The sequence below is a fragment of the Solibacillus sp. genome, from assembly GCF_040273735.1.
Taxonomy (GTDB): domain Bacteria; phylum Bacillota; class Bacilli; order Bacillales_A; family Planococcaceae; genus Solibacillus.
Genome location: NZ_JBELZM010000007.1, coordinates 154,890 through 169,799, shown reverse-complemented (window position 1 = coordinate 169,799; position 14,910 = coordinate 154,890). Strand labels below are relative to the sequence as shown.

At 37.9% G+C, this 14,910-nt stretch carries 12 protein-coding genes; 5 read left to right on the top strand and 7 right to left on the bottom strand.

The annotated features are described in order from the left end of the window. Positions 1–409: 409 nt before the first annotated feature. The 7 genes from ABS917_RS09435 to dnaA all read right to left on the bottom strand — a co-directional run bounded on the left by ABS917_RS09435 (position 410) and on the right by dnaA (position 10,402). Positions 410–1,525 carry an HD-GYP domain-containing protein gene (locus tag ABS917_RS09435; RefSeq protein ID WP_350478730.1) on the bottom strand — a complete coding sequence of 372 codons (1,116 nt, stop codon included), beginning with the start codon at positions 1,523–1,525 and terminating at the stop codon, positions 410–412. A gap of 163 nt (positions 1,526–1,688) precedes the next feature. Further along, on the bottom strand, positions 1,689–4,187 hold the full coding sequence (gyrA, locus tag ABS917_RS09430; RefSeq protein WP_350478729.1) for a DNA gyrase subunit A: 2,499 nt from the start codon (positions 4,185–4,187) through the stop codon (positions 1,689–1,691). Positions 4,188–4,279: 92 nt separating this feature from the next. Continuing rightward, positions 4,280–6,205 (bottom strand): DNA topoisomerase (ATP-hydrolyzing) subunit B, encoded by a 1,926-nt coding sequence (gene gyrB / locus ABS917_RS09425; RefSeq protein ID WP_350478728.1) that lies wholly within the window; start codon positions 6,203–6,205, stop codon positions 4,280–4,282. Positions 6,206–6,266: 61 nt separating this feature from the next. Further along, on the bottom strand, positions 6,267–7,385 hold the full coding sequence (gene recF / locus ABS917_RS09420) for a DNA replication/repair protein RecF (RefSeq protein WP_350478727.1): 1,119 nt from the start codon (positions 7,383–7,385) through the stop codon (positions 6,267–6,269). A gap of 3 nt (positions 7,386–7,388) precedes the next feature. After that, positions 7,389–7,625: a S4 domain-containing protein YaaA gene (gene yaaA, locus ABS917_RS09415; RefSeq protein ID WP_350478726.1), complete on the bottom strand. Its 237-nt coding sequence runs from the start codon at positions 7,623–7,625 to the stop codon at positions 7,389–7,391. A gap of 125 nt (positions 7,626–7,750) precedes the next feature. Continuing rightward, positions 7,751–8,887, bottom strand: coding sequence for a DNA polymerase III subunit beta (dnaN, locus tag ABS917_RS09410; RefSeq protein WP_079523597.1), 1,137 nt, complete (start codon positions 8,885–8,887; stop codon positions 7,751–7,753). Between the two features lie 171 nt (positions 8,888–9,058). After that, positions 9,059–10,402 carry a chromosomal replication initiator protein DnaA gene (gene dnaA / locus ABS917_RS09405; RefSeq protein WP_350478725.1) on the bottom strand — a complete coding sequence of 448 codons (1,344 nt, stop codon included), beginning with the start codon at positions 10,400–10,402 and terminating at the stop codon, positions 9,059–9,061. 687 nt (positions 10,403–11,089) lie between these two features. Between dnaA and rpmH the strand changes: the two genes are divergently transcribed. The 5 genes from rpmH to mnmE all read left to right on the top strand — a co-directional run bounded on the left by rpmH (position 11,090) and on the right by mnmE (position 14,900). Then, a complete protein-coding gene (rpmH, locus tag ABS917_RS09400) occupies positions 11,090–11,224 on the top strand; it encodes a 50S ribosomal protein L34 (protein ID WP_008408389.1) in 135 nt (44 codons plus the stop codon). Between the two features lie 96 nt (positions 11,225–11,320). Further along, positions 11,321–11,662, top strand: coding sequence for a ribonuclease P protein component (rnpA, locus tag ABS917_RS09395; RefSeq protein WP_008408387.1), 342 nt, complete (start codon positions 11,321–11,323; stop codon positions 11,660–11,662). A 130-nt stretch (positions 11,663–11,792) separates the two neighbouring features. Next, entirely contained in the window at positions 11,793–12,575 is a 783-nt protein-coding gene (yidC, locus tag ABS917_RS09390; protein WP_087617927.1) for a membrane protein insertase YidC, read from the top strand. Next, positions 12,576–13,340 carry an RNA-binding cell elongation regulator Jag/EloR gene (gene jag / locus ABS917_RS09385; RefSeq protein ID WP_350478724.1) on the top strand — a complete coding sequence of 255 codons (765 nt, stop codon included), beginning with the start codon at positions 12,576–12,578 and terminating at the stop codon, positions 13,338–13,340. Positions 13,341–13,514: 174 nt separating this feature from the next. After that, the gene (mnmE, locus tag ABS917_RS09380) at positions 13,515–14,900 is read left to right on the top strand and encodes a tRNA uridine-5-carboxymethylaminomethyl(34) synthesis GTPase MnmE (protein WP_350478723.1); all 1,386 of its coding nucleotides are present in this window, start codon (positions 13,515–13,517) and stop codon (positions 14,898–14,900) included. Positions 14,901–14,910: the final 10 nt, after the last annotated feature.

The window sequence follows — 14,910 nt, the reverse complement described above, 5'->3', positions numbered from 1 at the left end:
TGAAATCTATTGTTTGCTTCATTTAAGAAGCTTGTTTCATTAACGTTGCTTGTTCAGTTTTCAAGGTTCATTGTGTTGCCTCTGTGACAACTCTTATATCTTATCATTATTTCGTGTTGTTTGTCAACACTTTTTAATGAAAAGTTTTTTACTGTTGAAGCATTTCTCTTTGATGCGACAACTCATATTATGTTACAGCATCCTTCAACTAAAGTCAATACTTTTTTAATGTATATCTTTCAAAAGATGTTATCTTGTAAGGACTTTAAATATAATAACATTTGAAATTATAATCGTCAACAATTTATTCGATGTTTTTCGATTTTTATTTTAAGTGTGTTTATCCAGGCAAAACTAATATAGAAAGGGGCTGTTTCTTTAAATAAAGAAACAGCCCCTTAACGATCAATTAGTTCGATTTATATCCTTGAGTAATGATACGCGAAATATAGAAACTTCTATTAGAAGAAAGATCCACCATTTCTCCTGTACGTGATAATTTTACAAGTGGACGTGTAGGTGAGTATTTATTGATGAACATTACTTCACCCAGCTCTAAATTCGATAATTCAATTTTCGTCCCTATTGGTAAATCAACGACAATATTCATTAAAGCTTGAACAACTTTAATATCAAATTTTCCAAACTCCTCTTCCTTAATCATCTCGATTACTTTGAAAGGAGATTGCTTTGAACGATGCATACGTTCACTGGTCATTGCATGGAATACATCTGCTACCGCAATAATTTGGGCAAAGATTGAAATAGATCCGTTACGATCACCTTTTGGATAGCCGCTGCCATCCAAACGTTCATGGTGCTGATAAACAGCTACTTTCATAATATCCTTTATAGCTGTTACATTTTTAATTAGTAAGTAACTATAGTAAGGATGCTTTCTTACTTCCCCAAATTCGGACTCTGTTAAAACGCTTTTCTTATCCCGTATACGTGAGGGAATTCTCGACATGCCACTATCTGCCAACATTCCGGCGATGGCCAGCTGAATCGTATACCCTCGCTCATATCCCATTTTCTTCGCAATGACTGCTGCAATTAAACCTGTAGCTATACAATGATGGTATAAATAATCCTTTGCATTCGAATAACTGTTCAAATCAAATATATAAGAGCGATTTTCTAAAACCATATCCATTAACGGAATCAATATATTTCTTACTTTTGTCAGATCTACTCTTCCGCCGGCTTCCCAATTTGAAAATTCCTTTTTCAATTGTCCGATTCCATCAAAATAAGTTTTTTCGAAACTTGTGGATTGCTGTAAAGGTAACGCTACTGTAGGACTATCTAATGTTTCTTCAATTATCTCCGTTTCTGCAACTTCAATTTCATTATGTACTAATACTGTTTTTAAATTAAATAGTTCAAACACGCGTAAATGCTCTGGTTTTATTTTTGTATTTTTATAGATAATCGGATATTGTGTATTGGCAAAAATATCTTCAGCAATTACTTTACCTAATCGCAATTCCTCAACTCTTATCAATATTGCTTCCAATTTCACAACCCCTTAAGCTCGTTATCCGTTATTAAGTAAGGATAAATTCTTATACTTTCTAAATAACTACTAATTTTTTCATATTAACGTTAATTATAACGAATGGGAAATAAATTACAACCAAAAAAAGTAATCTAGATAGTCTAAACTAACTAGATTACTTTTCAATTTACTCTTCTATAGCTGAATTTGACTCTTCTTCAGTTTCAGAATCCATTTCTTCTTCATCCGGAGCATCATCTTCTTTTTTCACCCGCGCAACAGTTGCTACATGTTCGCCTTCAGCAAGTCTGATTAAACGAACACCCTGTGTACTACGGCCAATAACAGATATATCATTTACGTCCATACGAATTAACATACCATTAATCGTAATTAACATAATGTCTTCTGATCCATCCACAGCCTTAACCGCGCACATTTTACCGTTCTTATCAGTAATTTGCATCGTTTTAAGACCTAACCCGCCACGGCTTTGTAAACGGTATTCGGATTCAGGTGTACGTTTACCGTAACCATTTTCAGTGACAACTAAAATTTCCTGACCTGGCTCAAGAATTTCCATTCCTACTACAAAGTCACCTTCACGAAGCTTAATACCACGTACACCGGCAGCTGAACGGCCCATCGAACGAATATCGTCCTCTTTAAATCGTACTAACATACCATCGCTTGTACCGATAATAATTTCTTTTGTGCCATCCGTTAAGTGAACAGAAATTAAATCATCGTCTTCACGTAATGTAATGGCGATTAAACCATTCGTACGGATATTTGCAAACTGATCAACAGGTGTACGTTTCGTTACCCCTGTTTTTGTAGTAAAGATAAAGTAAGCATCTTCTTTAAACTCTGTTACTCGAATCATTGCAGTAACATGCTCACCTTTATCGATATTTAATAAGTTTACAATTGGCAGTCCTTTCGCTTGGCGACCGAACTCCGGAATTTCATATCCTTTTGCACGGAATACTTTCCCTTTTGAAGTGAAGAAAAGAATTGTATCGTGTGTAGAAGTGAATAATAAATGTTCTACGAAGTCATCTTCATTCGTCCCCATACCTTGCACACCACGGCCACCACGTTTTTGTGAGCGATACGTGTTCGCAGCTAAACGTTTAATATACCCGTTATGTGTTAATGTCAGTACCGAGTTTTCACGAGGAATTAAATCTTCGTCTTCGATCATTTCTAAACCGCCCGCTGTAATTTCTGTACGACGATCATCACTGTAACGCTCTTTAATATCCGTCATTTCTGTACGGATAATTTCGACTACTTTTGCTTCGTCAGCTAAAATCGCTTTTAATTCATCGATTAACTTAAGAAGTTCTTGGTACTCAGCCTCAATTTTTTCGCGTTCCAATCCGCTTAAACGCACAAGACGCATATCTAAAATTGCTTGTGCCTGGCGTTCAGATAAATTAAAGCGCTCCATTAATTGAGGTCTTGCTTCTTCACCGCTGCGAGAAGCTCGGATAATAGAGATAATTTCATCAATATGATCAAGCGCAATACGTAAACCTTCTAAAATATGTGCACGTTCCTCTGCTTTTCGAAGCTCGAATGCAGTACGACGTTTAATAACTACTTTCTGGTGTTCTAAGTAATGATAAAGCACTTCTTTTAGACCTAATACTTTTGGCTGTCCATCAACTAGCGCAAGCATATTTACACCAAAGCTTGATTGCATTGCTGTTTGCTTAAACAAATTGTTCAGTACGACATTTGCATTTGCATCACGGCGTACTTCAATAACGATACGCATACCATTACGATCAGATTCATCACGTAAATTTGTAATGCCGTCGATTTTTTTGTCGCGTACTAACTCCGCTATTTTTTCAATTAGTTTAGCTTTGTTAACTTGATATGGTAATTCGTGCACTAAAATTGTCTCTTTGCCGTTTGAAGCTTGTTCAATTTCTACTTTAGCCCGAATTGTCAGAGAGCCACGGCCCGATTCATAAGCACGGCGAATACCGCTGCGCCCTAGAATGATTCCCCCTGTAGGGAAATCAGGTCCCGGAATAATTTCCATTAGCTCTTCCGTCGTAATGCCTGGATTATCTGCTACTGCTAATACACCGTCAATCGTTTCTCCAAGATGATGGGGCGGAATATTGGTAGCCATACCTACTGCGATACCAGAAGCACCATTTACTAATAGATTCGGATAGCGCGCCGGTAATACTAAAGGTTCGTTTTCACTGCCATCATAGTTTGGTCCATAATCAATCGTATCTTTATTAATATCGCGCAACATTTCCATCGCGATTTTTGACATACGTGATTCTGTATAACGCATTGCTGCAGCACCGTCGCCATCAACTGAACCAAAGTTACCATGGCCGTCGACTAACATGTAACGGTAGCTGAAATCTTGTGCCATACGCACCATTGCATCATAAATTGATGAGTCACCATGAGGGTGGTATTTACCCATTACGTCCCCTACGATACGGGCACTCTTTTTATATGGTTTATCTGAAGTATTTCCTAGCTCCTGCATACCATATAAAATACGGCGATGTACCGGTTTAAGTCCATCACGCACGTCTGGTAAGGCACGCGAAACGATTACGCTCATCGCATAGCTTAAGAAAGATGATTTAATTTCTGTTGTAATATTTCTAGATTCAATATGTCCATGCTGAATGTCAGACAAAATAAGGACCTCCTTCCAATTGCACTAACTAATCAATTATGTCCGAGCATAATTGCATCCTTCTGCGGGTGTTAAAAACCCGCGGAAGGATGTTAAATATCCAAGTCTTGCACGTATACTGCATTTTCTTCGATAAAATCACGACGAGGTGCAACTTCATCACCCATTAAGTGATCGAAAATTTTATCTGCTTCAATTGCATCATCCAATTCTACTCGAATTAAAGTACGGTGCTCTGGATCCATTGTTGTATCCCATAATTGTGTTGCATTCATTTCCCCTAAACCTTTATAACGCTGTACATTAGGCTTCGGTAACTTCGGAAGACGGTTTAAAATATCTTCTAACTCCTGATCTGAGTAGCAGTATTCAACATGTTTCCCTTGTTTCACCTGGTAAAGCGGCGGTTTTGCTGCATATACATAACCCGCTTCGATTAATGGACGCATGAATCGGAAGAAGAATGTCAGCAATAGCACACGAATATGTGCACCATCGACATCGGCATCCGTCATAATTACGATTTTGTGATAACGTGCTTTTTCCAAATTAAATTCTTCACCAATACCAGTACCGAATGCTGTAATCATCGCACGGATTTCGGCATTCGATAAAATACGGTCCAAGCGTGCTTTCTCAACGTTAAGGATTTTCCCGCGCAGCGGTAAGATCGCCTGGAAATGACGGTCACGGCCTGATTTGGCAGAACCGCCGGCAGAGTCACCCTCTACGATGTAAATTTCAGATTCAGCAGGGTTTGTTGAAGAACAGTCTGCTAACTTACCTGGTAAGCTTGAAACTTCAAGTGCAGATTTACGACGTGTAAATTCACGAGCTTTTTTTGCTGCTACACGCGCACGTGCCGCCATTGTACCTTTTTCGATAACTTGGCGTGCAACCGATGGATTTTCAAGCAGGAAACGTTCAAATCCATCTGAGAATAAAGCATTCGTAATCTGGCTTACTTCAGAGTTTCCAAGTTTTGTTTTTGTTTGACCCTCGAATTGAGGTTCTGGATGTTTTATTGACACGATTGCCGTTAAACCTTCACGAACATCTTCGCCTGTAAGGTTGGCATCCGATTCTTTAATCAAGTTTGCTTTGCGTGCATAGTCGTTAATAACACGTGTTAAGGCAGTTTTAAAGCCTGATTCGTGCGTACCACCTTCATACGTGTTGATGTTGTTTGCAAAAGACATAATATTTGAGCTGAAGCCTGCATTATACTGCATAGCAATTTCAACTGTAATGCCTTCTTTTTCGCCTAACACATCAATCGGTACATGGATAGGTTCTTTATTTTCGTTTATATGCTCAACATATTCACGAATACCACCTTCAAAGTGGAATGTTTCAGAACGTTCCTGTCCTATGCGCTCATCTGCAATTGTAAGGCTGATGCCACGATTTAAATAGGCCAGTTCACGGATACGTGTCGCTAAAATATCGTATTCATAAACTGTTGTTTCTTTAAATATTTCGCTGTCAGCTTTAAAGCGAGTCGTTGTACCTGTATGGTCTGTTTCACCAATGACCGTTAATTTCTGAACCGTTTGACCGCGCTCAAAAATAATTTCATGGATTTTGCCATCGCGGTGTACTTGAACAATTGTCTGACTTGATAATGCGTTTACTACAGAAGCACCAACACCGTGAAGACCACCTGATACTTTGTAGCCTCCGCCGCCGAATTTACCGCCGGCATGAAGTACTGTCATAATTACTTCAACAGCAGGCATACCCATTTTTTCTTGAATATCTACGGGAATACCACGACCGTTATCTTCTACGCGAATCCAATTGTCTTGTTCAATTGTTACTGTGATTCCTGTACAATAACCTGCTAAAGCTTCATCAATACTATTATCAACAATTTCCCAAACTAAATGGTGCAATCCTTTTGAACTTGTTGAACCAATATACATACCAGGACGTTTTCGAACAGCCTCTAATCCTTCTAATACTTGTATTTGATCCGCATCATAAGATTGCTGGACTTTATTATCTTCTAAAGCCACTATTGTTCACCTACTCTTTCATAACTATCAGTATGCTTCTTTATTACGTATTTCAATGCACTTATGGTTGTTCAATTGTTCCTTGTGTGACTTGGAACAATTTTGCGTGCTGTATTGTGTCATGGTGAATACCTTCTACACTCGTTGTTGTAACGAATGTCTGGACTTCACCTTGAATTGTATTTAATAAATGTGATTGGCGGTAATCGTCCAATTCAGATAAAACATCATCCAATAAAAGAATCGGAGTTTCCTTCGTTTCCTGTTTAATAAGTTCAATTTCGGCAAGTTTCAAAGATAATGCCGTTGTGCGTTGCTGCCCTTGTGAGCCGTATACTTGAACATCATAATCATTGACAAAAAACTGCAGATCGTCCCGATGAGGCCCTATAAGTGTTACGCCTCTCTCAATTTCACGCTGCTTCACTTCTTCTAGTTTTTTTGTTAAGTATTCCGCCATTTCCTCGGCAGTCCAGCTTGCTTCCATCCCCGTTACAGGGCGGTATTTTATGACAAGCTTTTCTAATCCTCGCGAAATGCCAAAGTGAATCGGTTCAGCCCAATCTTGTAAAAGCTCAATAAACTGAAATCTTTTACGGATAATTTGAATTGCCGCCTGCACATATTGTTCTGTATAAATATCAAACATCACATCAGATGCGAGTGATTGTTTTCCCGCATTCTTTTTTAATAAATGATTACGTTGTTTCAAAATCTTTTGGAATGTTAGTAAATCATGTAAGTAAACTGGGGAAATTTGTCCGATTTCCATATCGATGAATCTTCGGCGAATTTGGGGGCTGCCCTTTACGATATTCAAATCTTCCGGTGCAAACATTACTACATTCATCTGTCCGATATAATTGCTTAGTTTCGTTTGTTCAAGATGATTGATTTTGCCCTTTTTGCCTTTTTTTGAAATCGTCAATTCGATAGGAACGCCACCGTAACGCTTATTTACCACACCTTCTATTTTACCATAATCCGCATCCCAACGTATTAATTCTTTATCGTTCGCTGTACGATGAGATTTGGCCATCGCTAGTACATAGATTGATTCCATTACATTTGTTTTTCCTTGAGCATTTTCCCCAATAAAAACATTAATTTTATCTGAAAAATCCAGTGTTAACGATTCGTAGTTACGATAATCTGTTAGCTGCAAGCGCTCGATGTTCATGAATTAATTTTCTCCGTTTTCAATAAATGCATCGACAATTTTGTAACGTCCTACACCAGGGATATTAATCACATCTCCATGACGCAGTTTTTTCCCGCGGCGATCTTCCACTTCTCCATTTACAAACACTTCATGTTCACTTAAAAACCACTTTGCCATACCGCCAGAGCTAATTGCATCTGTCATTTTAAGCGCTTGACCAAGCGTTATATATTCTGTATCAATTACTAATTCATTCAACGTAATTCATCCTCCACTTAAATAAAGTCTTATCATTCTATCATACCTAAAAATTGTCCATAAGTAAAAAAGGAACGGTCTCAATAACAAGTTAAGACCATTCCTTTTAGAATTTTTATTGAATTTTAGTAAGTACGTACCGGTAAAATCAATTGCAGTATTGCATCATCTGCAACAGAACGTAAGATGAACGGGCGCATTGCACCTGTAAATTCAATTACTACATCTTGTCCATCAATCGCTTTTAACGCTTCCATCATATATTTGGCACTAAATGAAATCTTTAATGTTTCACCTTCCAGACTTTCCACTTGGATCTGTTCTTCAACTTTACCAATCTCAGGTGAATTTGATGAAATTTCGACTGTTTGATTTTCCAGTGTTTCAAAACGAACGACATTATTGCGATCTTCACGAGCTAAAAGTGAAGCACGGTCAATTGCCTGCAATAAAGATTTTCCGTTAATCGTGATCATTGTTTTAAACTCTTCCGGAATTAAACGTGATGTATCCGGATAGTTGCCTTCTAAAAGACGAGAGAAGAACAGGACATCATCTGTTTTAAACAATACATGCTGGTTTGTCAGTACGATTTGAACCGGGTTATTTGTGTCTTCTAAAATTTTGTTCAATTCATTTAAGCTCTTACCTGGAATTACGACTGAAGTAATATCATTTGGTAAATTTTCAAGATTCACTTTGCGACGCGCTAAACGGTGACTATCCGTTGCAACGCATATTAATGCATCGCCCTCAACTTTCCAGTTTACACCTGTCAACACCGGACGACTTTCCGATGTCGCTACAGCAAATACAGTTTCTCTAATAACTGATTTTAATAAATCTGTCGGAATCGTAAATTGGCGGTCAGCAGCAATTTCAGGTAACTGTGGATATTCCGTTGCATCTGAGCCAATAAGGTGGAACTCTGACTTACCTGAACGGATAATAGTTGCATAGCCGTTTGTAATTTCGATTTCTACTTCATTAGTAGGCAATTTACGGATAATTTCATTGTACATACGAGCTTGTAGCACAATAGAGCCTGTTTGTGTAATATCCATAATCTGTTCGCCGTTTTCTTCTACAGGAATGAATGTCTGGATTGTAATGTCTGCATCACTACCAGTTAACGTCATACCTTCGTTTGTAACATCGATTTTAATCCCCGTTAAAATAGGGATCGTCGTTTTAGAACTTACAGCTTTCATTACATCGTTTAATCCTGCTAAAAGACGATCACGTAAAATAGTAAATTTCATTAGTTTACCTCTCTTATATAATTAATTATTTATTTAAAGATATTAATAGATATAGTAATAGGGCCTGTGAATTTGTGGATAACCCCTATTTTACACAGGTAGAGAGCGCTATCCACATGTTGATAAGTTGTGAATAGTCTTGTGTGAAAAAGACAAAGTTATACACAGAGTTTATTTACCTAACATACTACGAATTTGTTTAATATCCTGCTGAAGCTGCTGATCTGTTTTAAGTAAAGAAGAGATTTTTTCATGGGCATGGATCACTGTTGTATGATCACGCCCCCCAAACTCTTCACCAATCTTAGGTAATGAATAATCTGTTAATTCACGAGATAAGTACATCGCAACTTGTCGAGGATAAGCAATCGATTTTGTCCGGCGCTTTGCTTTAAAGTCTTCCAAGCGTATACTGTAATGTTCACCTGTTGCAGTTTGAATATCCAAAATGGAAATCATACGCGGTTTCGAATTCGGCATAATATCTTTTAAAGCTTCCGCAGCAAGTTCAGGCGAAACATCCATATTCACCAAGGATGAATAGGCCACTACTCGTATTAAAGCCCCTTCAAGTTCACGAATATTTGTATCAACCTGGTTGGCAATATAAAGCATGACTTCATTCGGAATATCCAGTCCGTCTGCTTTCGCTTTTTTACGTAAAATCGCAATACGCGTTTCTAAATCAGGTGGTGCAATATCAGTAATTAGTCCCCATTCAAAGCGTGAACGCAAACGATCCTCTAAGGTTGGAATTTCCTTGGGAGGGCGGTCACTTGAGATGACAATCTGCTTTGATTCTTCATGCAGTGTATTGAATGTATGGAAGAATTCCTCTTGTGTCGATTCCTTACCAGCCAAAAATTGAATATCATCTATTAGCAGTACATCAACATTGCGGTATTTATTTCGAAAATCGATTGTTTTATTATCACGGATTGAGTTAATAAACTCATTTGTGAATTTTTCGGATGATAAATAGACGACATTTGCTGTCGGATTATGTTCTTTTACATAATGTCCAATTGCATGCATTAAGTGAGTTTTTCCTAAACCTACCCCCCCATAAATAAAGAACGGGTTGTAAGCTTTTGCAGGTGCCTCCGCCACAGCTAAGCTCGCTGCATGGGCAAAGCGGTTACCGGAACCAATAACGAATGTATCAAATGTGTACTTTGGATTGAGCATACCTGGGGTAATGTCATGGTGTTCACTTGATTTTGCTTGAGTAATTGGGGGCGGTAGTTCAAAGTCATCTGCGGCCTGATCTTTCTGGACAACAAAATTAATGACTAGATCCTCTCCAGTTAACTCGTTTAATATTCCTGTAATCATATGGATGTAATATTGTTCAAGCCAATCGCGGGCAAAAGAGTTAGGCGCGGAAATCGTCACTTTTGTGCCACTATGTGCAAGAAGTTTCGTTGATTTCAGCCAAGTATCAAAGCTCGGTTTCGAGATTTTCTGTTCAGCTTGGGCAAGGACGGCATTCCATAGGTTTTCTAAATGTTCCAAGCTCTTTCTTCCTTTCATTAATTCATTTCACATTCGATTCGTATATTTAAATGACAAAGCTCATACTAACAAAGATTAGTTGAGAGTCTCTTTTTATGTGAATTTCCTTACAAATGCAAACTTTCTTGCTTACGAAAAAAGAAAGGCTCTGTTAGATGGTTAATAGGAAACAGAGCTATAAAATATATATTTTATAATTAAAAAGGAGTTCATACACATAACCACAAGTTGTGGATAAAGGTTGTTCTAGAGTAGGGGAAATCTTTGTCCACAGATTATCAACAATTGTGGATAATATATTTCCCAGAAAAGAATTCCACAAAGTAAAACACAGTTATCGTATCAAATAAAGTTAGGTATTTCAATACTTAAACGATCTTATCCACATAATCATATGTTATATACATAACAGTTGTCCACAGGTTTGTAGTATGTGAAAAACCTGTAGATAAACGTTGTGGATAATTTTTAAGGGCAAAAATACTATTCACAGCATAAACTTAAATTATTTTTATAGATTGTGGATAAGTGGGAGTGTAGATCAGCAAGGGGATTATATGAGGTTTATAGGGAAAAAGAGAAAAATAAAATTGAAGCATTGACAAATAGGTTTTATTCTTTATATAATATCATGGTCTGTATGTAGAGATAGATATAGTAACGCTCGAATTCAGGAGGTGTATATAAATGAAACGCACGTACCAACCTAAAAAACGTAAGCACTCTAAAGTTCACGGTTTCCGCGCTCGCATGAGCACTAAAAACGGCCGTAACGTATTAGCTCGCCGTCGTAAAAAAGGAAGAAAAGTATTATCAGCATAAGTCCACTGAGCCACATCAGTGGTCTTTTTTTTCTTTTATCGTTGTTGAATGAGCAAAAAAAAGTACCAATGATTAGATGGAGCAGGTGAATGGATCATGAATAAACGCCAACGTATAAAGAAAAATGAAGATTTTCAAAAGGTGTTTAAAAAAGGTAAGTCGTTTGCGAATCGCCAATTTGTTGTATATTGCTTGAAAAAGGAAGAACAACAGGCGTTTCGTATTGGCTTATCGGTGAGCAAAAAAGTAGGAAATGCGGTCACTCGGGTTCAAGTGAAACGCTATATTCGCCAAGCTTTTCTGGAATTAAAAGATGAAGTAAAACAAGATATGGATTATGTTATTATCGCCAGAACGCAGGCGGCCACACTGGATTTTCACGAAACCAAAAAAAGCTTGCAGCATGTTTTAAAGGTTGCAAGAGTATATAAAGGATAGTTCCACAATTAATTGTTTATTATTCATTGCTCAAATCTTAGAATTTACAGAACAATTAGTAGTGTACGAACGTCCGTAATGGTAAAATATTGTCATAAAATTGAATAGGTTTGCTTTAGGAGGAAGAAGGTTGAAGAAAAATCTATGGATAATGCTGTCACTTGTTTCAGTAGTATTACTGCTATCAGGCTGTACAGAATTTGACCAACCAATTTCATCTGAAAGTGATGGCTTTTGGAATGAATATATTGTTTGGCCATTAGTATCATTTATCAAGCTTTTTGCTGATATGTTTGAAGGTAATGCTGCGAATTATGCATTTGCAATTATTATCGTAACTGTTATTATTCGTCTAATCATTCTGCCTTTAACTATCAAACAAGTAAAAAGTTCTAAGAAAATGCAGGAAATGCAGCCGAAGTTAAAAGAGCTGCAAGCAAAATACAGCTCAAAAGACGCGGCAACTCAGCAAAAATACCAGCAGGAAATGATGCAGTTAATGCAGACTTCAGGTGTTAACCCGTTAGCTGGATGTTTACCGATCCTTATCCAAATGCCGATTCTAATCGGTTTCTATCATGCGATTAGCCGTATGAATGCAACACCGGATGCATTTGAATTAGGGACATTTTTAGCGGTTCCATTAGCGGAGCCAAGTATTGTATTTGCTGTTATCGCAGGTCTTATCCAGTATGTTGTATTAATGACTGGACCAGCAGTAGATAACCCACAAATGAAAATTATGATGTACATCATGCCATTAATGATTGTTGGTTTCGGTATTATTTTACCTGCTGCGTTATCATTATATTGGGTAGTCGGAAACTTTGTATCTGTATTACAAAACCTTGTTATTTACAAACCTTGGAATAAAAATAAACCGGATGCTACCGATGCTAAAGGAGCGAAATAAGTGAAACAAACTACGCAAATAGGCGCAACAGTAGAAGAAGCGATCTCATTAGCGTTACAAAAGCTTGGCCATACTCGTGAACAAGTTGATGTGGAAGTTTTACAAAAGGGTAAAAAAGGATTTTTAGGTTTTGGGGCACGAAATGCTGAAGTTCGTGTCACGGTAAAGGAAATTGTTCAGCAGCAAGTGGATCAAGAGACGACTTCAGGTTCTGCATCTGATGTGGAAGAACTGACAATTGTCGAGAAAACAATCGAGAATGAGCCGGTTTCAGCTAATGAAGATCAACCAATTCACCATGAACAACAACAAGTGGATCCTATTGAAGAGGCAAAAGAGTATTTAACGAATATTGCTTCAGGAATGGGAATTACAGATTTAACAATTGACCATGAAACAGATGGTAAACATGTTTCATTTAAGTTATCGAGCGAGAAAGCAGCGTTATTAATTGGAAAGCGTGGCCTTACATTAAATGCGCTCCAACATTTAACTCAGCTCATTCTTAATAAAACAGCCAAATCGTTTATGATTTTACAAATGGATGTGGAAGATTATCGTGAGCGACGTCAAGTAGCACTTGAACAGCTGGCATTACGCATGGCGGACAAGGCTATTCGAACACGAAAACCCGTATCATTTGAACCAATGGCATCTTATGAACGGAAGATTATTCATAATGCTTTGGCAAATCGAATAGATATCGAAACGCACTCAGAAGGTGTCGAACCAAACCGATATTTAGTCATTGAGCCAGTAAAATAATATACAGACAAATTTCGACCTATTCTTTTGGATAGGTCGTTTTTTTAATGAAAAATGGAGCCAAATCTACATTACTTTAGATTTTAATGAAAATATGTTAGTCTAAATTGTTAGTTAGTATAGCACGGATGTGATTTATCCACATGTGGATAACACTGAAATAGGAGGATATAAATGGAATTCGATACGATTGCTGCGATTTCCACTCCAATGGGAGAAGGAGCTATTGCGATTGTTCGTCTGAGCGGCGATGAGGCGGTAGCGATTGCAGATAAAATATTTAAATCACCAAATCATAAGCGTCTGACGGAAGTTGCGACACATACAATCCATTACGGACATTTGATCGACCCGAAAACCGATGAAGTGGTAGAGGAAGTTATGTTGAGCTTAATGCGCGGACCTAAAACATTTACGCGTGAAGATGTTGTCGAAATCAATTGTCATGGCGGTATTGTGTCTGTTAACCGTGTACTGCAGCTTGTATTACGCTACGGTGCACGTTTAGCAGAGCCTGGGGAATTTACGAAACGTGCATTTTTAAACGGCCGTATCGACTTGTCACAGGCAGAAGCGGTAATGGATTTAATCCGTGCAAAAACAGATCGTGCAATGAATGTTGCGCTCGGCCAGATGGATGGAAAGCTTTCTCGTCTTATTACATCTTTACGCCAGGCATTATTAGAGACGTTGGCACAAGTGGAAGTAAACATTGATTATCCGGAGTATGACGATGTGGAAGAAATGACGATACCTGTACTGCTTGAAAAATGCGGTTGGGTACGAGAGGAAATTATTAAATTACTTCAAACATCATCTCAAGGTAAAATTTTGCGTGAAGGTTTATCTACCGTTATTTTAGGCCGTCCAAACGTAGGTAAATCATCTCTTTTAAATAGTTTAGTTCAAGAAAATAAAGCGATTGTAACCGACATTGCAGGCACAACTCGTGATATTATTGAAGAATACGTAAACGTACGTGGAGTTCCTTTACGTTTAGTTGATACAGCAGGTATTCGGGAAACAGAAGATATCGTTGAACGAATTGGTGTTGAGCGTTCGAGAGAGGCATTAAAAGATGCTGATTTAATATTGCTTGTATTGAATTACGGTGAAGAGCTTACAGAAGAAGATGAACGCCTTTTTGAAACGATTCAGGCGATGGATTATATTGTCGTTGTCAACAAGACAGATATCGAACGTAAAGTCGATTTAAACCGTGTTCATGAATTGGCTGGGAAACATCGTGTCGTAACGACTTCGTTATTGAAAGAAGAAGGTGTAATTGAGCTGGAAGAAGCGATTGCAGCATTGTTCTTTGAAGGGCAAGTGGAAGCGAACGATTTAACATATGTATCAAATGCGCGGCATATTGCGCTATTGCATCAAGCTCAACAGGTAATTGAAGATGCGCTTGCTGCAGCTGAATCAGGTGTACCTGTCGATATGATTCAAATCGATGTGACACGTACATGGGAGATTCTTGGTGAAATTATTGGAGATACTGTACAGGAAAGCTTAATTAATCAGCTATTCTCGCAGTTCTGTTTAGGGAAATAAATCGGAATAA